The following is a 21891-nucleotide window of genomic DNA, read 5'->3' on the forward strand; positions in this document are numbered from 1 at the left end:
AATCCCTTTGGTTGTACCCGCTCCGCGGGCGCTTGTCTCAACACCTGAAGTGTATCAAACCCCCGGCCCCGCGCTGCGATCCTCGCCTACTCGCGACGTTCGACGCTGCTCTGGATTGACCACGAAGGCACGAAGAAGGGCAGAAACCTTGTCACCACAGAGGGCACGGAGGGCACAGAGAAAAGAACGGATATTTGTGATCTCCGGAGGCGAGGGAAAACTCGATGCGCCTTGCCCTTCAACCTAGATTTTCTCCGTGTCCTCCGTGCCCTCTGTGGTGCAAACGCCCTTGACCTTGCCCTTCTTCGTGCCTTCGTGCGCTTCGTGGTGAACCCTACGCGCGGCAGCGCGGATCAGTCCGGGCGGTAGCCGGAGGTGATGGGGTAGCGGCGATCGCGGCCGAAGGCGCGTGGGCTGACGCGCACGCCTGGGGCCGCCTGACGGCGCTTGTACTCGGCGATGAATACCATGCGCGCGATGCGCTCCACGGTGGCCTGATCGAAGCCCTGGGCCACGATCTCCTCCACCGACTGTTCCTGTTCAACGAAGGCCTCGAGGATCGCATCCAGCACCTCGTAGGGCGGCAGCGAGTCGGCATCCTGCTGGTCCGGTGCCAGTTCGGCACTCGGCGGGCGCTCGATCACCCGCTCGGGGATTGCCGCGCCACGGGTGTTGCGCCAGCGGGCCAGGCGATAGACCCACTGCTTGGAGACGTCCTTCAACGGGGCAAAGCCACCGTTCATGTCGCCATACAGCGTGGAGTACCCCACCGCCATCTCCGACTTGTTGCCGGTCGCCAGCAGCAGCTTGCCGCTGCGGTTGGACAGCGCCATTAGCAGCACGCCCCGGGCGCGCGCCTGCAGGTTCTGTTCGGTCACGTCACCGGCCCCGGCGGGATAGGCCGCCAGCGCATCCTCCAGCCCGGCCATGAAACTCTCGACCATCGGCTCGATCGCGATCTCGTGATACTCCACGCCCAGCAACCGGGCCTGGGCCTCGGCATCCTCGATGCTCATGGACGCGGTATAGCGATACGGCATCATCACTGCGGTCACCGCCGCCGGGCCCAGGGCATCCACCGCGAGCGCCGCGGTCAACCCGGAGTCGATCCCGCCGGACAGGCCCAGCAGGACACCCGGGAAGCCGTTCTTGGATACGTAGTCGCGGATGCCGATCATCAGCGCCTGGTAAAGATCGCGGGCATCGGCCTCGTCCGGTTCCGGGCCAGGATCGGTCAGCGTCGGCCGCAACCCACAGGCGGACAGGTGCATGTGCTCCTCATGCGGCTTCAGGTCGATGCCCGCGGCTGTGCGGCGCACCTCTACCTGTCCCTGACCGGTAGCCCAGGCCGGCAGCACGGCCCGTGCACCGTGCACCGTGTCGTGCACGAAGGAGCGGCCATCGAAAACCAGTTCGTCCTGCCCACCCACCTGATTCACGTAGACCACCGGACACCCGGTCTCGGCGACCCGCGCGCCCACCACCGCCAGGCGCTCCTCAGCCTTGCCGCGGTGGTAGGGCGAGGCATTCAGGTTCAGCAGCAATTCGGCCCCTGCCGCCTGAGCACTCGCGGCCGGGCCGGGTTGCCAGATGTCTTCACAGACGGTGAGTCCGATCCGCCAGCCATCCAGCTCGACCACGCAGGGGGTATCGCCCGCCACGAAATAGCGTTCCTCGTCGAACACCGAGTAGTTGGGCAGGACCTGCTTTGCGTACTGCGCAATGCAGGCGCCGTCGCGCAGCCACAAGGCCGCATTGGTCAGGTCGCCACCCGCGCGTACGGGCGCGCCCAGGATTACGTCGATCCCCCGTGCCGCCTCGGTAATCGCGGCCACCGCCCGCTCCACGCCCAGCCGGAAGGCCGGACGCAGCAACAGGTCTTCGGGGGGGTAGCCGGTCACGGCGAGTTCGGGGAAGACGACCGCCCGGGCCCCACTCGCGCGTGCCTGTTCGATGGCCTCGAGGATCAGGTGGCGATTACCATCCAGTCCGCCCACAACGGGATTGATCTGGGCCAGGGCCAGACGCAGCGGCTGGTCAGAGGTCATCGAGGGTTCAAGCGCTGGCAAGGGCAGACTGCATCGCGGAGCCCAGCTCCGCCGGGCTCTCCGCCACGGTCGCGCCGGCCTCGCGGAGGGCCGTCATCTTTTGCTCCGCCGTACCCTGTCCGCCAGCGATAATTGCGCCGGCATGGCCCATGCGCCGCCCCGGCGGTGCGGTGGCCCCGGCGATATAGGCGGCCACCGGCTTGTCGAATTCATCCGCGATAAAGCGCGCCGCGCGTTCCTCGGCGTCACCGCCGATCTCGCCGACCATCAGCACGCCCTCGGTCTCCGGGTCGTCGCGGAACAGGCGCAGGCACTCGACGAAATCCAGCCCCTGAATCGGATCGCCCCCAATACCCACGCAGGTGCTCTGACCCAGCCCGAGATCCGAGGTCTGCTTGACGGCCTCGTAGGTCAGCGTGCCCGAGCGCGAAATGATCCCGATGCGGCCGCGCGTATGGATATAGCCGGGCATGATCCCGACCTTGCAGGCATCCGGGGTGATGATGCCGGGGCAGTTCGGCCCGATCAGGCGCGTGGGGCTGCCCGCCAGCACCTGCTTGACCCGCACCATGTCCTGTACCGGAATGCCCTCGGTGATGCACACCGCGAGCTCGATCCCGGCGTCGGCCGCCTCGCAAATCGCGTCCGCCGCAAACGGTGCCGGGACGTAGATCATGCTGACCGTGGCGCCGGTCTGGCCCGCCGCATCGGCGACGGTATCGAACACCGGCCGGTCCAGATGCGACTGGCCGCCCTTGCCCGGGGTCACGCCACCCACCAGGCGCGTGCCATAGGCGATCGCCTGTTCGGAGTGAAAACTGCCCTGTTTGCCGGTAAAGCCCTGGCAGATCACCTTGGTGTCGCGGTCGACGAGTATACTCATGCCACCGCCTCCACCACGGCGCGGGCCGCCGCATCCAGATCGGCGGCCGGGATCACGTCGAGACCGGAGTTGGCCAGCGCATTGCGGCCCTGTTCGGCGTTGGTGCCCTCGAGCCGCACCACCACCGGCACCTGGACCTGCACCTCGCGAATGGCGGCGATGATGCCCTCGGCGATCAGGTCGCAGCGCACGATGCCCCCAAAGATATTGACCAACACGGCCTTCACCGACGCATCCGACAGAATCAGCTTGAACGCCGCGGTCACCCGCTCCACCGTCGTGCCGCCGCCGACATCCAGGAAATTGGCGGGTTCGCCACCGTGGTGCTGAATCAGGTCCATCGTCGCCATGGCCAGGCCGGCACCATTGACCATGCAGCCGATGGAGCCGTCCAGGCGGATGTAGTTAAGGTCATGCTCATGCGCCTGCTCCTCGGCCGGGTCGCGCTGGCGCGCGTCGCGCTCGGCGAAGAGGGTCTTCTGGCGATAGGCGGCCGAGTCGTCGATGGTCAGCTTGGCGTCGATCGCCAGCAGCTGATCCTCATGGGTCAGCACCAGCGGGTTGATCTCCAGGAGCTGCGCATCGATTTGCTGGAACAGGGCATGGGCATTGGTCACCAGTTGCGCCATCGCCTTGGCCGCCTCGCCGGACAGCCCGAGAGTCGATGCCACGCGCCGCCCGTGGAACGGCATCACGCCGGTGGCTGGGTGGATCGGAAGCGTCACCACCGCCTCCGGGCGCTCGGCCGCCAGGGTTTCGATGTCCATACCCCCCTCGGCCGAGACCACCAGGGCCAGGCGCTCGCGCGAGCGATCCACCAGCATGGCGAAGTAGAACTCGCGGGCAATTTCGGCCGCCGGTTCCAGCAGCAGCTGGTCCACCGGCAGGCCTTCGGGGCCGCTCTGACCGGTCACCAGACGCGAGCCCAGCAGCTTGTCCGCCGCCTCGCGCGTGGCCTCCGCGGAGTCCGCCATCACCACTCCGCCGGCCTTGCCGCGCCCGCCGGAGTGCACCTGCGCCTTGACCAGGACACGCTCGGCGCCCAGGCCCTGCCAGGCGGAAGTCACCTGGTCAGCAGATTCGATTACCCGGCCATCGGGAACGGGGATGCCGGCGTCGCGAAAGCGCGCCTTGGCCTGAAATTCATGGAGATTCATGGGCGTCGAGGATAGCGGTGCGACCCCGCGCCTACAACTGCGGGGCGCACGCGAAGATGGGGATTCTGAATTCCTGGGGAAGCACTGAATAAAGCCCTCTTGGCTATCTCAGCGCGCGCGGCGCTGCAAACGCGGTTTGCAGCTTGCTTCAGGCGGCCTGGACCGGGATGCCGTGGCCGGTACGCAAGATGCGATTGTTGGCGTCGAGATAAACCAGCTCGGGGGAAAATTCGCGCGCTTCCGCCGCATCCATCTGGCCGTACGCGCAGATGATCACGCGGTGCCCCACCGCGGCCTTGTGCGCGGCCGCACCGTTCACCGAAATAATCCCGGAACCGGCCTCGCCCTCGATCGCGTAGGTGGTAAATCGCTCGCCGTTGTCGATGTTGTAGATCTGGATCTGCTCGAACGGCAGGATCCCGGCCGCCTCCAGCAAGCGGGTGTCGATGGCGCACGAGCCCTCGTATTCCAGCTCACAATGCGTGACCCGGCCTTGGTGGAGCTTGCCCTTGAGCATGGTGACGTACATACGGCGCAATCCCGACTTAACCGCGGAGGGGCGGAAAATTATCCGCGATCCCGATCGCCACGGCAAACCGGCCACTGTGAACCGATGGATTTTCCACCACGAAGCACACGAAGAGACGAAGCAGGTCAAAGGATTTTTCACCACAGAGGGCGCGGAGGGCACGGAGGGCACGGAGGGCACAGAGAAAAAACGAATTGCTGATGCCTGGAGGGGGAATGCGGAATTCGATGGGTCTTGCCCTTCAACCCTGATCGTCTCCGTGTCCTCCGTGCACTCTGTGGTTCAAACCGCCCTTGAAGTTGACCTTCTTCGTGGTTTCGTGCGCTTCGTGGTGAATCCAATAACGGAATCAGTCGGTGCGGGTGCGGACGTTGTCGATCAGCCGCACGCCCTCCAGCCAGGCGGCAGCGAGAACCACCAGGTCCTGTTCGGCCAGCGGCACACCGGTCTCTGGGTCCATAAGATCGTCCGCTCGGCGGATGGACAGGTATTCCGGATCGAACCCGGCCTCGCGCAGGCGATCACAGGCGCGGGCCTGGACCTCGGGGATGCGGTCGGCATCGAACACGGTGGCCGTGCGGCAGACCGTAGCGACCTCGTCCAATACCCGCTTGAGCTCCGGCGCGGTGGCGCGGGAGGTCTCCGATAGCTGGCGGTTGCGGGAGCTAAAGGCCAACCCGTCCGGCTCGCGCACGGTGGGGATCGCCTCCACCCGGGTCGGGATATCCAGCCCCTGGACCATGCGCTCGATCAGCTTGAACTGCTGTAAATCCTTCTCGCCAAATAGCGCGAGATCCGGGCGCACCAGATTGAACAGCTTGGTGACCACGGTGGCCACGCCATCGAAATGCCCGGGACGATAATCCCCTTCCAGAATCTCGGACAGCCCCGGGACGACGACCTTGACCGGCGGCATGCCATCGGCGGGATACATGTCGTCATCCGTCGGACAAAACAGGGCGTCCACTCCAGCATCGGTGGCCAGACGAGCGTCCTCTTCCAGGGTGCGCGGATAACGCTCCAGGTCCTCGGCACGATCGAACTGAAGGGGATTCACAAAGATCGACACGACGACGCGCTGGGCGCGTGCACGGGCATGACGGATGAGCGTCATGTGCCCTTCGTGGAGATTGCCCATGGTCGGGACAAGGGCCACGGTGCCACGCCCCTTGCGGGACCATTCTCGGTGCATGGCCACCAATTGCGGCCGATCGCGCAGGATTCTCATGGGTCAGGGTCCATCCTCTGCAAGGCGAGCATCAACTGAACGTATGCACGCCGGATTCAGGAAAACTGCGGGCGCGGACGGCCTCGCAATAGCCGCGGACAGCCCCTTCCAGAGAGCCGCCATCGGCAAGAAAATCGCGGGCAAAGCGCGGCGGGTTCGGGGTCAACCCCAGCACATCCGACAGCACCAGCACCTGTCCATCGCAGCGCGGGCTGGCACCGATGCCAATCACCGGGATGCCGGCACTGCGAACGATGGCATCGGCCAGGTTCTCGGGGATGCCCTCCAGCAACAGGGCCTGCGCGCCGGCATTTTCGAGCCGCGCAGCCAGGGATTCCATCTCGGCCGCGGCCTGCGGGTCACGCCCCTGCACCCGGTGGCCGCCCAGGCGATGCACGGCCTGCGGCGTTAGTCCCAAGTGCGCACAGACCGGGATCCCGGCGGAGACCAGGCGCTCCACGATGGGCACCTCGACCGCCCCACATTCGACCTTGACCATATGCGCACCAGCCCGCAGCAATGCCCCAGACTGAGCCAGCGCAGTGGGTGGATCGACGTCGCCCAGGAACGGGATGTCGGCCATGATCATGGCGTTCTCGCTGCCACGCGCTACGCTGGTCACGTGGTAGACCATGTCCTCCAGCGTGACCGGCAACGTCGTCGAATGGCCCTGGACCACCATACCCAGCGAATCGCCCACCAGGATCACGTCGATCCCGCAGCGGTCCAGCAGCCCGGCGAAAGCGGCATCATAGGCCGTGAGGCAGGCAATCGGCTCGCCCGCCTGCTTGCGCTTGGCCAGGGTGTTCACGGTAATCGGCCGCATGGTCATGCCTCCCGGGCAGTCCGGCTTGCCGCCATCAGAGCGTGATCGGCAACGGGTTGAAGTAGTGCCGCCCACCCTGAATCGGCTCCAGGAACTGCACCAGCTGGTCGAAGTCGGCGGGGTTGTTCACCCAGTCGATCTCGGTGGCGTTCACAATCACGAGCGCCGGTCCTTCAAAATGATAGAAGAATTCCGCGTAGGCGGCGTTCAATCGCTCCAGGTAACCGGCCTCGATGTGACGTTCGTACGGTCGCGCCCGCCGGCGGATGCGCTCTTGCAGTATATCCACCGGCGCCTGCAGGTAGATCACCAGGTCCGGCTGCGGCAGCCCGCCTCGCAGGTGGCGGAACATCTCGCGATAGATCTCCAGCTCGTCCGGGTGCAGGTTCAACTCGGCGAACAGCGGATCCTTGTCCATCAGGTAGTCAGACACATGACGCTGCTCGAACAACCCCTTCTGCGCCACCGGGGTCAGCTGCCGCACACGCTGCACCAGGAAATGCAGCTGGGTCGCCAGCGCGTGTTTCTGTGGTTCTTGATAAAAACGATCAAGGAAGGGGTTCTCGTCCGGCTGCTCGAAGATCCCCTCGGCCTGCAGGTGCTCGGCCAACCGCCGAGCCAGGCTCGACTTGCCAACCCCGATGGGGCCCTCCACCGCGATGAAGTCGAAATCGGTCAGGCTCATCCGCGCCCCTCCGCGGTCGCCACGGCCTCCCCCGGTTCCACGATCGGGACCAGGCTCGCCCCATCAAAACGTTCGGCCAGTTGCTCCAGCGCGCCCACACCCGGCACCTGCAACCCCGACGCCAGCTCCAGTAGCGGCAGGATCACGAAGTCGCGCTCGGCGATCCCTGGGTGCGGAACCTGCAACCCGGGCAGATCCAGCACCTGATCCGCAAACAGCAACAGATCGAGATCCAGCAGGCGCGGTCCCCAGCGGGTACCGTCGCGCTCGCGCCCGCAGGCGCACTCGATCGCCTGCAAGCCCTCCAGCAGCGCCAGGGGCTCCAGGCGGGTATGCAGGCGGGCGACCGCATTGACGTAGTCCGGCTGGTCCTGCGGACCCATCGGCGGGTTGCGAAACAGCCGCGAGCGCCCGGTCAGGCGCGTCTGCGGCAGTTCGCAGGCCAGACGGGAGAAGGATTCACGAACCTGCGCCTCGGGATCGCCGAGATTCGCGCCAATGCCGACATAGGCCTGCACACCACTGGCCACCGTCATGCGCCTTCTCCCTTCTCGCCCCCGGAACCTTTGCCCTGGGTATCGCCCGCGCCGTCCGCGCCACCCTTGCGACCGCGTCGGCGGCGACGCCCGCCGCGGCGGGATTTGCCCTTGGCGCCCTTGCCAGGCGCAGCCCCCGCGAGGGCCTTCTGCCCAGCCTCGTCCTGTTCCTGGATCTCGGTCCACCAGCGGCACAGCTCCGAGTCGGCATCGCCGGCACGGGCCCGCAGGCAGAGGAAGTCGTAGCCAGCTCGAAAGCGCGGGTGTGACAACAGGCGCAGCGCGCGTGCCCCCCGGTGACGTTCGAGGCGTGCCTGCAGCTCCCAGATCTCGCGCACGATCAGGCTGAAACGCTTGGGAATGGAGACGGTCTTCACCTGGCGCTCCAGCACCTCGGCCATCGCCTGCTGCCAGGCCGGGATCTCCTGCTCGCCGTCCTCGATACGTCGAGCCGCGGCGATCTGCACCGGGGCCCAGAGTATCGCGGCATAGAGGAACGCCGGGTTCACACCCAACCCCTCGTTGATGCGCTTGTCGGTATTGAGCAACGACTCGACCAGGAACTGGCGGCGCTCGGCGCCGGCATCCGGGTCGGCGAAGCAGGTCGCAGCCTCCGGGAACATCGGCTCGAACAGGCCGAAGCGTTCCAGCTCGTCCAGACAGGTGACCGCCGCACCGCTGTGGAACAGCTTGATCACCTCGTCGAACAGCCGCGCGGGCGCCACCGTCTGCATCAGTGTGGCGAGTTCGTGGATGCCGGCCTCGACCTCCGGTGCGATGCTCAGCCCCAGCTTGGCGGAAAAACGCACCGCGCGCAGCATACGCACCGGATCCTCGCGCAGCCGGGTCTCGACGTCGTCGCCGATCAGGCGCAGCACGCCCTTGCGCAGGTCTTCGACCCCGCCGGTGTAGTCCAGCACCGAGAAGTCCTCGATGTCGTAGTACAGCGCGTTGACGCTGAAATCGCGGCGAATCGCATCCTGCTCGATCGTCCCGTAGCGGTTGTCGCGCAGGATGCGGCCCTCCTCGCTCAACGCGACCTGGCCTTCGTCCTCGGACTCGTCGTCGTGCGGGGCGCGGAAGGTGGCGACCTCGATCATCTCGCGCCCGAACAGCACATGCGCGAGGCGGAAGCGTCGTCCGATCAGGCGGCAGTTGCGGAATAACCCGCGCACCTGCTCCGGCGTGGCATTCGTCGCCACGTCGAAGTCCTTGGGCTCGCGCCCCAGTAGCAGGTCACGCACACCCCCGCCCACCAGACAGGCGCGATACCCCGCATCGCGCAGGCGATAGAGCACCTTCAGGGCGTTGTCGTCAATCGCAGCGCGCGAGATGCCGTGCTCCGCACGGTCATAGACGCGCGGTTCCGGCAGGTCGCTGTCGGGCCGGGATCGGGTTGCGGGGTCAGCCTGAGTCACACGAAACCGTATCGGTGGTCGAAAGCGCCGTATGGTAACAGCTTCAACGGCTTCATCCTGCCTTTGACCCGCCGTGCAGGGCCGCGGTCTCCCCGGTCAGGCGCCAGCGCAGGTAGTCGTCGAGGATGCGCCGGTGATCAAATGCCAGGGACTGCCCCGGATCGTCCGGGGCCAGCCAGGCGCAGACGGCGGCATCGTCGGCCGCCTGTGCCTGACCCCGACCTTTGGCGACGTATACCGCACTGACCGTGTGTCCGCGCGGATCGCGTTCCGGATCGGAGTAGACGCCCAGCAAGGTCTCCAGCTCAACCTCCAGCCCGGTCTCCTCGTACGCCTCGCGCACCGCTGCATGCTCGGTGGTCTCGCCGACGTCGACGAAGCCGCCGGGCAGCGCCCAGCCGTGCGGGGGATTACGCCGTTCGATGACCAGCACCTGCCCCGGATGGGCCGGATGATGGATCACCAGATCCACCGCCAGAAGGGGCGTTACCGGTGGGCCGCCACTGCCTTCGGGAGATGTCACTCGGATCCACTCCTGTCGTGGTCTTCCTGGCGAATAAAGCGACGAATCTTGCGCCGCTCGCGCTTGTCCGGTCGATGGCTGGGCGCGCTGTCGGCCACCGCACGTTCGGCGCGCCGACGTTCACTTTCGGCCTCGCGCCGAGCCTGGCTCTCCGGGGTTTCCTCGTACAGGGCCTGCGCCTCCCGGGCCGGGCGGCGCTGTTCGTTGAGGTCGACGACGTCCAGCTCCCAGACCTGCGTGCCGCGGTGCACGGTCAGACGATCACCGGGGTGCACCCGTCGCGCGGGCTTGCAGCGCTCGCCGTTCACATGGACCTTGCCACCGCCAACCGCCTCGCTGGCCAGGGCTCGCGTTTTGTAGAAGCGCGCGGCCCACAGCCACTTGTCGACCCGCAGCCCCGGGCTGGGCGGTTCCTGGTGGCCGCCGCCCTTACCCAAGGCGGTCCCGGGCCCCAAGGCTTTCCCAGGTCGTCACGAGGGAGGACAATGCGCAACTTTTCGAGACAAGGAGCTGACGCCCCGGAGAGATCCCCAGTGGGTTTGTCTCCGCCAGCGGGCGCTTTGAATCAAGATGAATCTGCCGCATCTGCACCTGATCAGTTTCGCCATCTGTCCGTTCGTCCAGCGTAGCGTGATCACGCTGAAATACAAGCAGACGCCATTCGATTTGACCCTGATCGACCTGGCCGACCCGCCGGACTGGTTCCGCGGGCGCTCGCCGCTGGGAAAAGTGCCTGTGCTCATCGTTGACCAGGACACCGCGCTGTTCGAGTCGGCGGTCATCAATGAGTACATTGACGCGATCACCCCGCCCGCACTGATGCCCGCAGACCCGCTGGAGCAGGCGCGCACCCGGGCGTGGATCGAGTATCTATCCGAGCAGACCTTCGCCCAGTACCACTGGATGACGGCAGCCACCGAGGATGCCTTCGAGCTGGCGCGCCACAATGCCGCGCGCGGTCTGGAGCGCCTGGAGCAGCAAATGATCCAGGACGATCGCCTGGGAAGGTCCGCATTCTCGCTGATCGACGCGGCCCTGGCGCCGATCCTGATGCGCTATGCGCTGCTGACCGATCCGGACAGTCCCTGGGAGGCCGATGCCTTCCCGCGCCTGGCCGCGCGCTGGGACGAGCTGCGCCAGATGCCGGCCGTGCGGGACTCGGTACCCGCCGACTTCACGGCGCAGCTGGTGGATTACCTCCGCGCCCAGGAAGGCTTCGCGCCGGCGCATTTCGCGGCGAAGCTCGACGCCTCCGCCTGACCCGGGTTTTCACCGGCCACTCACCCCTTGGGTCGTGCCCCGTTCGGCATCGGGTGTTTGCACTGCCTCCGGCCGGTCGCCTGCCGGGTTGAGGCTGGTCCTGGTTCTGCATCGGGTGTTTACGGTGGCTCCGGTCCGCATACTGCCCGGCGCTGACTCGCCAGCGCGCCGCGAGGTCCTTTCTTGCTTGCCCAAGAAAGGACCCAAAGAAGGGCACCCGGATTTCGCCCGGGAACCTCGCTCCGGACGCGCTGGGCCGGCGGCGCTGAACTCGCTGCGCTGCGCTCCGCTCAAACATCCAGCGCCTTCTCCCGGCCCATCACGCCCTCCACGAGGGGCTCCATACGGGAGGGGAAGGTCAAGACAGAAGGTATTCCGGCTCTACGAAACAACAATGGGCCCTGCCGCCTGAAAGCCCCCGGCGCCCGCGTGCGGGCGCGGCACGCAACGGCCAAAGGCCGCGCGTGCCCAGATGCTGGAAAGCCTAGCCTCCAACCAATAGCGCGAATGTCAGGACCGCCGTTGTCTTGACCTTGAACCCCCGTTGTCGTCGCGCCGAGTGGAGAGGGTTTTCGCGGGATTCAAGGTGCTGGATGTCTGAGCGGAGCCGAAGGCGTAGCGAGTTCAGCGCCGCCCGCGAAAAGCCTCGGAGCGAGGGAAACCCCGGCCCGCGCAGCGGGCCGGGGTCGCGGCAGTCGGGCGTGTTTCTTGGGTACTTCTTTGCACGAGCAAAGAAGTCACTCGGGGCGCGCTGGCGAGTCAGCGCCGGGCAGTATGTGGACCGGAAGCACCGCAAACACCGGGCGATGAACCAGGACCAGCCAACCGTGGCTGGCGGCCGGATGAGGCCACCGGAAACGTCAGGCGATGGCGGTGGAGATCCGCCGCGAATGCAGAGGACGCGTAGTCAGGCCGGGCGATGCGGACAGGCGTTGTCGGTGCAATCGCCGTACAGGACCAGGGCGTGGTCCTTGATGGCAAAGCCGTGATGCTGTGCGACTTCACGCTGGCGCCGTTCGATGGTCTCGTCGAAAAACTCCTCGACCCGGCCACACTGGTTGCAGACGATATGGTCGTGATGCCCACCGCGCTCTAGCTCGAATACCGCCTGATTCCCCTCCAGATGCAAACGGCAAACCAGCCCCGCCGCCTCAAACTGGGTCAGCACACGGTACACCGTCGCAAGGCCGATCTCCTCGCCGGAATCGAGCAGCTCGCGGTAGATCGCCTCGGCCGTCAGGTGCCGCGTTTCCGAATTCTCGAGGATCTCGAGAATCTTCATCCGCGGCAGCGTGACCTTGAGCCCCGCCTTCTTGAGATTGCTGGTTTCCATCACTCGATTCCCCGGTCCGTTTGGCTTGAGAGCTACAGGACGCTTTGGTGTACCATGCGCGTTCACGGCCCACCAGACGCCGAGGACCGCCCGCTCAGATGATCAAGATTCTCATTTCTATCGCCGTGGCCGCAAGCCTGCTGAGCGCCTGTGGCGGCCTGAACCAGTTCCGTCTGGACGTACAGCAGGGCAACGTGATCGATCCCGTACAGGTCGCGCAGATCCAGCCCGGCATGACCCCACAGCAGGTCCGCTTCCTGATGGGATCGCCCCAGCTGGAGCCCGCCTTCCGGGCCGACGACCGCTGGGACTACGTCTACTACCGCCGCCCGGGCTTCGGCTCGACCGAGCGCCAGCGGGTCACGGTGCATTTCGACCACGGCGTGGTCAGCCACGTGGATGCCGACATCCCGCAGCCGGTCGCGCTGGACGAACACCCGGTGGACATGGACGACTAGCTTCGGCGGCTAAGCCGCCTTTGCCTATTCCTCGGCGGACTCCCCCGTCGCGTCCTTCGTGTTCTCGCCGTCCGTCTCTGTACCGCCCTTGCCCGGCTTCTTCTTGCGCCCCTTGCCGGCGCGCTGGCGGCGCACCTCTTTCGGATCTGCAATCAGCGGACGGTAGATCTCGATTCGGTCACGCGGGCGGAGCACGGTATCGCGCCGGGTGATCTTGCCGAAGATCCCGACCTTCACGTTCTCCAGATCGATCTCGGGAAACTGCGTTTCGATCTCGGACTGGCGCAGCGCGGTGTCCACCGTCGTCCCCTCGGGCACCACCAATGGCAGGATCACCTGACGATCAGGACACGCATACGCGACCTCTACCCGGATCATGCCACCCTCGGCGGCTGGGGCCTCCCGACTATCCGCCACCATGAACCTCACGCGCACGCTGAACAAACGCATCGACCAGCGAGTTGGCGATCTGGTTGAACACCGGTCCAATCGCAAAGGCCATGATGCGGTTGGCAAACTCGAATTCCAGCTCCAGGGCGATACGGGTCTTGCCCCCCTCGACCTGGCTGAATGTCCAGGTGCCGTGCAGGCGCCGGAACGGCCCCGAGACCAGACGCATGTCGATGCTCTCCGGGCGCTTGAGGGTATTACGGGTGGTGAACGATTTGTGCAGCGCGCCCTTGGCCAGCTCGATCGTCCCCTCGACCTCGTGCTCACCGCGCGGGCGCGCCGATGCACTGCGGCAGCCGGGAAGGAACTCCGGGTAGGAGTCAACGTCGTTGACCAGGTTGAACATCTGCTCACGGGTGTAGGGCACATCCGCGTAGCGGCGAATCTTCGAGGCCATCAAATCAGCTCCACCGCACGCAGGAACACAAACAGGATCGCGACTGGGGCCACGAAGCGCACCAGGAAATACCAGACCTGGTAGAGGACGGGATTTTTCATGCGCAGTTCGGACTGCACCGATCGCTCGGTCATGCGCCAGCCGACAAAGATCGCGATCAGGAACCCGCCGAGCGGAAGCAGGATGTTGGCCGTGACGTAGTCCATCAGGTCCAGGACCCCCATGTCGAACAGGGTGTAGCCGGACCACACGTTCAGCGACAGCAACGCCGCGATACCGAGCAGCCAGGCGGCGATGGCAATCCACGAAGTGGCCATCACACGGCTCAAGCCCATGTTCTCGACCAGGAAGGCGACCGCTGGCTCAATGATGGAGATCGCCGAGGTCCAGGCCGCGAATACCAGCAGCACAAAGAACATCGTGCCGAAGTACAGCCCCCCCGGCATGTCCGAAAACGCCAGTGGCAAGCTCACGAAGATCAGCCCCGGCCCCTGCTCGGCGGAAAGCCCCGCCCCCAGCACGATCGGGAAGATCGCCAGCCCGGCCATGATCGCAACGAGAGTATCCGCCCCGACCACAGCTGCGGAGGTACGCGCGATGGACGCCTCGCTCTGCAAGTAACTGCCGTAGATCATGATCGCGCCCATGCCGAGGCTCAACGTAAAGAAGGCCTGCCCCATGGCCAGCAGCACCGCATTCGCAGAGAGCGAACTGAAGTCGGGATACAACAGGAACTGCAATCCGGCGAGGAACTGCCCCTGCACCATCGCATAGCCGACCATCACGACCAGCATCACAAACAGCAGCGGCATCAGGATGGTCACCGCCTTTTCCAGGCCGGACTGGACCCCACGTGCCACCACCATCGCGGTCATCACCATGAAGATGGTGTGCCAGGCCAGGAGAGCTTCCGGGTCCGCCAGCATGTTGCTGAACATGGACTCCGAACCATCCGAGTCCAGCCCCATGAACCCGCCGGTCCCCGACTTGAAGACGTAGGACAGCGACCAGCCGGCGACGACGCTGTAGAACGACAGGATCAGGAACCCCGCCAACACCCCGATCCAGCCGATCATGCCCCAGGAGCGCGTCAATCCTTCCTCGCGCGCCAAGGCCGACATGGTGTTGATCGGGCTCTGGCGGCCACGCCTGCCCAGCAGGATCTCCGCCATCATGACCGGCAGGCCAATCAGCAGGATGCAGCCGAGGTACACCAGCACGAAGGCCCCGCCGCCGTTCTCGCCCGCGATGTAGGGAAAACGCCAGATATTGCCCAGGCCAACGGCCGAACCAGTAGCCGCTAGGATGAAGGCCAGGCGGGTCGTCCATTGCCCGTGGATCGAGGTCGTGGCAGGCATCTGTGGCTCCTCTTTGAGCGGAGACGGAAGGCGCGCATGCCGCCGCCACGCCCGCAATCCTCCGGGGCTGGCCGCACACACGCATCGCCGAGTCCGCGGGAATTGTGGGGCAGCGGGTCGCCAGGCTCAACTTTCCCCCTGCAGAGCAGCTGATCAACGTGCACATCAACGAGCGTGTTTCTGGCAGGCACCGACGCAAACTGCTTCTGCCGGCTGCGTGCAGTACACTGCGCGGGCTATGGGAAAGAAGAAGAAACAAGGCGGAGACAACTCCAGCACCATCGCCCTCAATCGCAAGGCGCGCCACGAGTTTTTTATCGAGGATCGGCTGGAGGCGGGGCTTGAGCTCGAGGGGTGGGAGGTCAAATCCATGCGGGCCGGGCGCGCGCAGCTCAGCGAGGCTTACGTCTTGCTGCGCAACGGCGAGGCGTTCCTGTTCGGATCCCACATCACGCCGCTCCCCACCGCCTCCACCCATATCAATCCGGATCCCAGCCGCACGCGCAAGCTGCTGCTGCACCGCTCCGAGATCAACCGTCTGGTCGGCGCCGTGGAGCGCAAGGGCTACACCCTGGTTCCGATGGCGCTGTACTGGAAGCGCGGTCGCGCCAAGCTCGAGATCGGGCTGGCCAAGGGGAAGAAGGAATACGACAAGCGTGCCGACAAGAAGGACAAAGACTGGGAGCGCGAACGCGCGCGTATTCTAAAACACGGCTAACGCGAACGCGCGATTCAATCAGCGTCTCCCTGAGGACAGCACCACTATCGTAACCAGTGCCGCGCGACCCAGATCAGCTTCCCGGTCAGTAGCAATCCAGCGCCCACAGCCCGCACGGGCCGTGGGCCCAGCAATGCCCGGAGTTGATCCATGGCATAGCCGGCCAGAAAGGCCTTCGGGATCATTTCCGGAGAGGCCACGCGTTGTCCGGCCCGCCACCAACCGGACGCCTGCAGCCGACCCGCCGCTTGACGAGCGTCCTGCTTGACCTGACGGCGCAGGCCGCGTGCGCGCCGGTCCAGTCCCATCCAGTCACGCCACATGACCTACGCCTCCCCGCGGGCGCCAACCGCCGCCAAAAAATCGCGCATGAGCGCCCGAGTCTCAGGATAGGTCATCCCACGCAGCAACTGCCGCAGCCCCCAGATCGCGATCGCCGCGGACACCAGGGTGCCCAGCGCCGTTAGCAGCAACGCCTGCATCATCGACAGGGTGAACTGTGCGTGCAGCCAAAAAACCCCGGCAGCCAATGCCACCAACCAGGTCGACACGAGCAGGACACCCAGCCCAACGGCCAGCACCAACACACCGATTGTGTTTCGGATCAAGCGGCGGGTCTCGATCCCGAACAGACGACCCGAATCCGCCAGCATGCGCCCGACATCATCCGCCAGGGCTTGCGGGTCGGCCGTCGGCTCCGCCGCATCCTCGTTGGGGGGATTCGGCGCCTCGCGGCCTTCACCACTACTCATGGGAAACGACTAGCGGCGCCGCGTAAGCGACGAAAACAGCGAGCCGGCGACAAATGCCAGACCCACTGCCGTAAGAGGATTCTCCCGAATATAGTTTCCCACCGCACGCAGAACGTCCTCCGATCCCTGGCGTGCCTTGGCGGCCCGTTCACGGACCTCCTCATCCGCCGAGTTCATGCCCTCGCGGATTCGTTCCTCTGCCTGTCCGGCATGCTCGGCCGCCCAGTCCACGGCCTCGTGGGCCTGCTCGGCAACGCGCTGTGTCGTATTCGGCGCGCTATCGGCTTCTTTCTCGGTGCTCGCCTTCTCCGACGTCTTTTGCGAGCTGCTTTTCGTTGCCATTGCACTGTCTCCATTACCCGATGGCAGCCATTTGGCTCCCGCTGGCTGCCGTCGCGGGACATCAATCGGAACGGTGGTCGCGGCCCTGATGCAAGTTGGCGTCACGCCAGTCGGTCGACATATCCAGTTCCGAATGCTGCAGATCAGGGGTATCCACCACCGCCGAGGCCCATTTCTCCTTGGCGTGTTTCCACAGGCTTACTAAAAATGCAGACAACGGGACGGCGAGAATCATTCCAATGATGCCGCCCAAGGCCGTACCCCAGAAGAAGATCGAGATCACGACAATAGCGGGATGCAGACCGGATCGATCGGCCATGATCTTGGGGGTCAGCAACCAGCTCTCGATGAGCTGAACCACCACAAATACTGACAACACGAGCGCCACCAGCAGCAACCCACCACCCGGCTGAAGGTACGCAACCGGAAGGGCGAGAAGCAGTCCCACGATCGTGCCCAGGTATGGAACGATGTTCAGCATTCCCAACAACAAGCCGAACAGAATCGCAGCCTCCAGCCCCGCGATGGTGAACCCGATGGCCAGCAACACGCCCATGATCAGCGCGATCACGACCTGCCCCTGGAAAAACGCGGTGATATAACCGATGAACAGCCGCATCAGGTACATCGCGTCGGTCTGAACTTGGGGGCTGAAGATCGACAGCAACTCGCGCGCGCCATCTTTCAGCCGTTCCCCCGACAGCAATGCAAAGAACAAATACAGGGGCACAAAGCCCAGCCCCACCACAACCCCGGCATAGGTCAGCAGCCGGCTGCCGATACCTTCCACGTTGGGGAGCAGGCTTTCCAAATCCATCTCGGAGATCGTATCGGCCATAAACTCGGTCGCCTTCGGAAAACGCCACGAGAGCGAGTCGTAGGCGTTCTCGGCCAACTCGGGCGCGGTATCAACAAAATCCCGAATCTGATCACTCGCGGCCGGCGCCACCACAACCACCACCATCGCAAGGACCGTCAACACTGCCGCAAACAGGACACTCACCACGGTCACCCGGGGCCAACGCGTCACGCGCTGGATCCAGCACACCACGGGATAAAGGATCAGGGCGAGCACACCGGCCACCAACAGCGGCAGCAACAGGGCATAGAAAAAGGAAACGACCTGCCCCAGGGCCCACACAATCAGCCCCACCAGCCCCACCAGCACCACGGCCGATGTGAGCACGATGGAATAGCGCAACAGCGCGCGCTCAAGGGTTGTCAAACGAAGCGGTTGATTTGGATCCACAAAGGCCTCGGGTATAGATCTCCTTCTACCCTAGCCCCATACCGGCCCTCATCCGGGATCGCTATCCGGATCTCGGGCAGTAACTGTGACCCCGATCACCCGGCCTGGAAGGAAATGCAACCGAGTTCACGGGCACTGCTGCGCACTTCAGCTGCCTTGAGGAGAGCGCCAGCGGCAGGGACCGCCGGCCGCTTCGTCGAGGGTCCGCAGGAGTATCTCGTGGGCGGCCTGCTCTTCGGGAGTCGGCTCGATGACGGGCAGTGGCTTGCCCGAGCGCCGCGCCTTGACGGGACCCGCCGCGGCCCCGCCATCGCCTCCGGCATCCAGGGTCAGGGCTACCTGCCCACCGGTCATCGCCAGATAGACATCCGCCAGCAGCTCGGCATCCAGCAACGCCCCGTGCAGGGTGCGCCCGGAGCCATCGACCTCGTAGCGTTTGCAGAGCGCATCCAGCGAGTTGCGCGCCCCTGGGTGCATACGCCGCGCCATCACCAGCGAATCCAGCACCGTGGAGACCTCCGCTACTTCGGACGCCGGGGCGGCGTCACCGAGTAGGACCAGTTCATGGTTGATGAAGCCCACATCGAACGGTGCGTTGTGGATGATCAACTCGGCGCCACGGATGAACTCGATGAACTCGCCTACGACGTCCGCAAACCGCGGCTTGTCTGCCAGAAACTCATTGGTAATACCGTGCACCTCGATCGCACCGGCATCGATCTCGCGATCCGGCTGCAGGTATTCATGCAGCTTGCGCCCGGTCGGCCGGCGGTTATCCAGCTCCAGGCAACCGATCTCGATGATGCGGTGGCCATCGGAGGGTTCAAGGCCCGTGGTCTCGGTATCCAACACGATCTGGCGCATCGCGGCTTCCTTCAGTTCTCGATCGGTTCGCCGGCCAACAGGGCATCGATGCCCGCGTTGGCGAGTTCGTCGGCGCGTTCGTTCTCCGGATGGCCGCTATGACCGCGCACCCAGTACCACTCAATGTCGTGGCGCTGGGCCTGCGCATCCAGCTCTTCCCACAGATCGCGATTCTTTACCGGCGAGCCACTGGCGGATTTCCAGTTGTGCCGTTTCCAGCCGGGCAGCCACTCGGTCACGCCCTGTTTCACGTACTTGGAATCCGTCACCAGCTCCACCTTGCAGGGCCGCTTCAGGGTCTCCAGCGCACGAATCGCGGCGGTCATCTCCATCCGGTTGTTGGTGGTCTCCGCCTCGGCCCCGTAGAGCTCGCGCTCGCGTCCGGCGAAGCGCAGGATCGCGCCCCAGCCACCCGGCCCGGGATTCCCGCGGCAGGCCCCGTCGGTATAGATGTACACGCGTTCGTCAGCCATCGGTTCAGCGCGCTCGGGATTGGGAATGGAAATGGGAATGGGAGGAGCGCGAGGATACCAGCCCCGGTCGCATCGCGGGGTTGGGGGTCGCAAAGCGGAAGCGCTGCGCCGGACGCAAGGGCATATCCACTCGCTTGTGCGCCACGGTCAGGATCATGCTAGCCAGCGGCGGCAGGCCGCGCAGGGTCCAGGCATCCATGGCCGCCAGGCGCTTCTGCCAGGCCGCCGGCAACCCCGGCGGCAACAGGCTGAGGCTCCACTGATCCAGCACCTCCAGGTCCGCCCCTTCCAGGAGCTCGCGGTACTGGCGCCGGCGCAGACCTTCAGGAAGCGCGGATGCCCGCACCCCGTTGCGCCCCGCCCGTTGCAGGCGATTCCCCTCCAACAGGAAGATACGCCCTTCCGGTTCCAGCACTCGCGCCGCTTCGGCCACGACCGCGGCCGGGTGCGGGCTCTGGGCACCGGGATGGGCCAGCACGACGCGCTGCGCGCAGGCGGATTCCAGCGGCCAAGCCTCCGGATCCATACGCAGCATCGGGTTCGGGGAGGCAATCCGGATCAGCGGGGCCTGCAGCGCATCGCAATCCTCCAGTATGGGGATCGGGGCCAGCTCCACCGCGAGGTCGCCGGGGCCTGGTTCGCCATAGCGCCGAATGCGTTCCAGAAAGCGCTCTCGGACCTGTCGCCCCTGCGGTTGGGCATACCACTGCGCCAACCAGTTCAGAAACGGGTCTTGGTAATCCTCCATCTCTGGTTTATCCTCCAGCGCCATGAAACCACGCCTCCAATCGCGGCTCACGACCGCCCTGACCCTCGGCCTGACGGCCCTGTTCGCCTCTGCCTGTAGCCTACACGACTCCGAGCGCACACTGGATACCTCGGCGGCGGGTCAGCCGATCGTCGAACCGCGCACCACGGAGGACGTGCAGGCCGCGATGGAACGGCAAGACCGAGAGGCCTCGCAGCGCGCCGCCGAGACCGACGACCTGTGGGAGCGTGCACGCCTGGGCTTCGGCTTCAATGACGCGCTGGACCACGAGCGCGTCGAACGCTACATCAAGCACTACAGCGACCACCCCCGCATCATCGAGCATGCCACGCGCCGCGCGGAGCCTTTCGCCTACTTCATTCTGTCCGAGATTGAAGCGCGCGACATGCCCGCCGAGCTCCTGCTGCTGCCGATTGTGGAGAGCGGGTTTGTCGCGCATGCGACGTCGCGCAGCCGCGCCGCCGGGATCTGGCAATTCATGCCGGCGACCGGGGACCATTTCGACCTGTCACGCGACGACTGGTACGACGGGCGCCGCGATGTCTACAAGTCGACGCTGGCAGCCCTGGACTATCTGCAGGCACTGCACCGACGCTTCGACGACTGGTATCTGGCTCTGGCCGCCTACAACTACGGCCAGGGGAACATCCAGCGCGCGATCAACCACAACGCGGCACGTGGTGAGCCCACCGACTACTGGAGCCTGGACCTCCCGGCAGAACCGACCGCCTATATTCCGCGCCTGCTGGCCCTGCGCCACCTTTTCATGGATCCCGACGCCCACGGCGTTGCCCTTACGCCGATTGCCAACGAACCGGCCCTGGAGATGATCGAACCGGGCCGCCAGGCGGATTTCGCGTTGATCGCGGAACTGGTCGAGCTGGATCCCGAAACCCTGAAGGCGCTCAACCCCGGCTACCGCCGCCATGCCACCCACCCCGGTGGGGCGCAACACCTGTTCGTCCCCCGGGAGGTCGTACCAGTGCTCGAAACAGCGCTGGAAGACCGTGACGACGAGCCTCTAATTCGCTTTCGCGAGTACACCGTACGCGGTGGAGACAACCTGGGCCAGATCGCCGAACGCGCCGGTACCCAGGTTGCGGTACTGCGTGACATGAATGACCTGAGCGGTGACATGATCCGCGCCGGACAGACCTTGCGCCTCCCCGCCAGCGCACCCGACCATGACGACTCGCTGCCGGTCGCCAGCGACAATGGTGCGATCACCGAAGACTACGAGATCCAGCCTGGCGACAGCCTATGGCACATCAGCCAGCACACCGGCATGACGATTCGCGAGCTACGCGCCGCGAACGACCTTGAGGCAGATGCCATCCTGCGTCCGGGCGACACGCTCAAGGTGGTGCAGAGCGACCCCGACCGCGGGCCCGATGGGCAGCGCGTCGAATACGAGGTTCAGCCGGGTGATTCGCTGTCCGGAATCGCCCGCCGCCACCAGGTCAGCATCGGCGACCTGAGGCGCTGGAACAGCCTCAATGGAGATGGCATTCGCGCTGGCGAGACCCTGACCCTGTATCTCGCCAGCGCCGACCTCGACTCCGTCGCCACCGGCGAAACCTGATCCAAACCCTGAAGCCGCCGTCCTCGATTCGCGCGGGGGCGCGCGGCTGCGGC

26 protein-coding genes are annotated in these 21891 nt (G+C 65.4%); 4 read left to right on the forward strand and 22 right to left on the reverse strand.

The window, feature by feature from the left end; all coding sequences use genetic code 11:
* Positions 1 to 353: 353 nt before the first annotated feature.
* The 11 genes from D002_RS0110925 to D002_RS0110980 all read right to left on the reverse strand — a co-directional run bounded on the left by D002_RS0110925 (position 354) and on the right by D002_RS0110980 (position 10270).
* The gene (locus D002_RS0110925) at positions 354 to 2048 is read right to left on the reverse strand and encodes an NAD+ synthase (protein WP_018141963.1); all 1695 of its coding nucleotides are present in this window, start codon (positions 2046 to 2048) and stop codon (positions 354 to 356) included.
* A gap of 7 nt (positions 2049 to 2055) precedes the next feature.
* Positions 2056 to 2931: a succinate--CoA ligase subunit alpha gene (sucD, locus tag D002_RS0110930; RefSeq protein ID WP_018141964.1), complete on the reverse strand. Its 876-nt coding sequence runs from the start codon at positions 2929 to 2931 to the stop codon at positions 2056 to 2058.
* The gene (gene sucC, locus D002_RS13160; protein ID WP_018141965.1) at positions 2928 to 4088 is read right to left on the reverse strand and encodes an ADP-forming succinate--CoA ligase subunit beta; all 1161 of its coding nucleotides are present in this window, start codon (positions 4086 to 4088) and stop codon (positions 2928 to 2930) included. Before sucC ends, sucD begins: the two co-directional genes overlap by 4 nt.
* A gap of 148 nt (positions 4089 to 4236) precedes the next feature.
* A complete protein-coding gene (panD, locus tag D002_RS0110945; RefSeq protein ID WP_018141967.1) occupies positions 4237 to 4617 on the reverse strand; it encodes an aspartate 1-decarboxylase in 381 nt (126 codons plus the stop codon).
* A gap of 349 nt (positions 4618 to 4966) precedes the next feature.
* Positions 4967 to 5845 carry a pantoate--beta-alanine ligase gene (gene panC / locus D002_RS0110950; RefSeq protein ID WP_018141968.1) on the reverse strand — a complete coding sequence of 293 codons (879 nt, stop codon included), beginning with the start codon at positions 5843 to 5845 and terminating at the stop codon, positions 4967 to 4969.
* A gap of 31 nt (positions 5846 to 5876) precedes the next feature.
* Entirely contained in the window at positions 5877 to 6671 is a 795-nt protein-coding gene (gene panB / locus D002_RS0110955) for a 3-methyl-2-oxobutanoate hydroxymethyltransferase (protein WP_018141969.1), read from the reverse strand.
* A 34-nt stretch (positions 6672 to 6705) separates the two neighbouring features.
* A complete protein-coding gene (locus D002_RS0110960) occupies positions 6706 to 7356 on the reverse strand; it encodes a deoxynucleoside kinase (RefSeq protein ID WP_018141970.1) in 651 nt (216 codons plus the stop codon).
* On the reverse strand, positions 7353 to 7892 hold the full coding sequence (folK, locus tag D002_RS0110965; RefSeq protein WP_018141971.1) for a 2-amino-4-hydroxy-6-hydroxymethyldihydropteridine diphosphokinase: 540 nt from the start codon (positions 7890 to 7892) through the stop codon (positions 7353 to 7355). Before folK ends, D002_RS0110960 begins: the two co-directional genes overlap by 4 nt.
* Positions 7889 to 9310, reverse strand: a complete 1422-nt coding sequence (gene pcnB / locus D002_RS0110970) for a polynucleotide adenylyltransferase PcnB (protein WP_018141972.1) — start codon at positions 9308 to 9310, stop codon at positions 7889 to 7891. Before pcnB ends, folK begins: the two co-directional genes overlap by 4 nt.
* Positions 9311 to 9362: 52 nt before the next feature.
* Entirely contained in the window at positions 9363 to 9833 is a 471-nt protein-coding gene (locus D002_RS0110975) for an NUDIX hydrolase (protein ID WP_018141973.1), read from the reverse strand.
* Positions 9830 to 10270 (reverse strand): RNA-binding S4 domain-containing protein, encoded by a 441-nt coding sequence (locus D002_RS0110980; protein ID WP_018141974.1) that lies wholly within the window; start codon positions 10268 to 10270, stop codon positions 9830 to 9832. The genes D002_RS0110975 and D002_RS0110980 overlap by 4 nt, the downstream gene beginning before the upstream one ends.
* Before the next feature lie 133 nt (positions 10271 to 10403).
* On the opposite strand from D002_RS0110980, the gene D002_RS0110985 reads away from it, so the two are divergent.
* Positions 10404 to 11093, forward strand: coding sequence for a glutathione S-transferase family protein (locus tag D002_RS0110985; protein ID WP_018141975.1), 690 nt, complete (start codon positions 10404 to 10406; stop codon positions 11091 to 11093).
* A 907-nt stretch (positions 11094 to 12000) separates the two neighbouring features.
* On the opposite strand, the gene fur is transcribed toward D002_RS0110985, so the two are convergent.
* On the reverse strand, positions 12001 to 12426 hold the full coding sequence (gene fur / locus D002_RS0110990) for a ferric iron uptake transcriptional regulator (protein ID WP_018141976.1): 426 nt from the start codon (positions 12424 to 12426) through the stop codon (positions 12001 to 12003).
* 98 nt (positions 12427 to 12524) lie between these two features.
* Here fur and D002_RS0110995 point away from each other — a divergent pair, with 98 nt between their 5' ends.
* Entirely contained in the window at positions 12525 to 12884 is a 360-nt protein-coding gene (locus D002_RS0110995) for an outer membrane protein assembly factor BamE (protein ID WP_018141977.1), read from the forward strand.
* Positions 12885 to 12908: 24 nt separating this feature from the next.
* On the opposite strand, the gene D002_RS0111000 is transcribed toward D002_RS0110995, so the two are convergent.
* From D002_RS0111000 to D002_RS0111010, 3 genes are read right to left on the reverse strand one after another with little or no spacing between them, the layout of a single operon-like run.
* The gene (locus tag D002_RS0111000) at positions 12909 to 13304 is read right to left on the reverse strand and encodes an RnfH family protein (protein WP_018141978.1); all 396 of its coding nucleotides are present in this window, start codon (positions 13302 to 13304) and stop codon (positions 12909 to 12911) included.
* Positions 13291 to 13731 (reverse strand): type II toxin-antitoxin system RatA family toxin, encoded by a 441-nt coding sequence (locus tag D002_RS0111005; RefSeq protein WP_018141979.1) that lies wholly within the window; start codon positions 13729 to 13731, stop codon positions 13291 to 13293. The genes D002_RS0111000 and D002_RS0111005 overlap by 14 nt, the downstream gene beginning before the upstream one ends.
* Positions 13731 to 15089 carry a sodium-dependent transporter gene (locus D002_RS0111010; protein WP_018141980.1) on the reverse strand — a complete coding sequence of 453 codons (1359 nt, stop codon included), beginning with the start codon at positions 15087 to 15089 and terminating at the stop codon, positions 13731 to 13733. Before D002_RS0111010 ends, D002_RS0111005 begins: the two co-directional genes overlap by 1 nt.
* Positions 15090 to 15327: 238 nt before the next feature.
* On the opposite strand from D002_RS0111010, the gene smpB reads away from it, so the two are divergent.
* Complete coding sequence (smpB, locus tag D002_RS0111015; RefSeq protein ID WP_018141981.1) at positions 15328 to 15807, forward strand: SsrA-binding protein SmpB; 480 nt, start codon at positions 15328 to 15330, stop codon at positions 15805 to 15807.
* A gap of 44 nt (positions 15808 to 15851) precedes the next feature.
* Here smpB and D002_RS0111020 read toward each other — a convergent pair whose 3' ends face one another.
* The 7 genes from D002_RS0111020 to D002_RS0111050 form a co-directional block, all read right to left on the reverse strand.
* A complete protein-coding gene (locus D002_RS0111020; RefSeq protein ID WP_018141982.1) occupies positions 15852 to 16130 on the reverse strand; it encodes a hypothetical protein in 279 nt (92 codons plus the stop codon).
* Positions 16131 to 16133: 3 nt separating this feature from the next.
* Positions 16134 to 16559 (reverse strand): phage holin family protein, encoded by a 426-nt coding sequence (locus tag D002_RS0111025; protein ID WP_018141983.1) that lies wholly within the window; start codon positions 16557 to 16559, stop codon positions 16134 to 16136.
* A 9-nt stretch (positions 16560 to 16568) separates the two neighbouring features.
* A complete protein-coding gene (locus D002_RS0111030) occupies positions 16569 to 16901 on the reverse strand; it encodes a YqjD family protein (RefSeq protein WP_018141984.1) in 333 nt (110 codons plus the stop codon).
* A 61-nt stretch (positions 16902 to 16962) separates the two neighbouring features.
* Positions 16963 to 18150 carry an AI-2E family transporter gene (locus tag D002_RS0111035; RefSeq protein WP_018141985.1) on the reverse strand — a complete coding sequence of 396 codons (1188 nt, stop codon included), beginning with the start codon at positions 18148 to 18150 and terminating at the stop codon, positions 16963 to 16965.
* Positions 18151 to 18297: 147 nt separating this feature from the next.
* Complete coding sequence (dnaQ, locus tag D002_RS0111040; RefSeq protein ID WP_018141986.1) at positions 18298 to 19014, reverse strand: DNA polymerase III subunit epsilon; 717 nt, start codon at positions 19012 to 19014, stop codon at positions 18298 to 18300.
* 11 nt (positions 19015 to 19025) lie between these two features.
* A complete protein-coding gene (gene rnhA / locus D002_RS0111045; RefSeq protein ID WP_018141987.1) occupies positions 19026 to 19487 on the reverse strand; it encodes a ribonuclease HI in 462 nt (153 codons plus the stop codon).
* Between the two features lie 4 nt (positions 19488 to 19491).
* Positions 19492 to 20259 carry a hypothetical protein gene (locus tag D002_RS0111050; protein ID WP_018141988.1) on the reverse strand — a complete coding sequence of 256 codons (768 nt, stop codon included), beginning with the start codon at positions 20257 to 20259 and terminating at the stop codon, positions 19492 to 19494.
* Here D002_RS0111050 and D002_RS0111055 point away from each other — a divergent pair.
* On the forward strand, positions 20258 to 21838 hold the full coding sequence (locus D002_RS0111055; RefSeq protein WP_018141989.1) for a LysM peptidoglycan-binding domain-containing protein: 1581 nt from the start codon (positions 20258 to 20260) through the stop codon (positions 21836 to 21838). The two genes, D002_RS0111050 and D002_RS0111055, sit on opposite strands and share 2 nt — an antisense overlap.
* Positions 21839 to 21891: the final 53 nt, after the last annotated feature.

Origin of the sequence: Thioalkalivibrio sp. ALJ7 (genome assembly GCF_000376865.1) — a bacterium.
Taxonomy (GTDB): domain Bacteria; phylum Pseudomonadota; class Gammaproteobacteria; order Ectothiorhodospirales; family Ectothiorhodospiraceae; genus Thioalkalivibrio.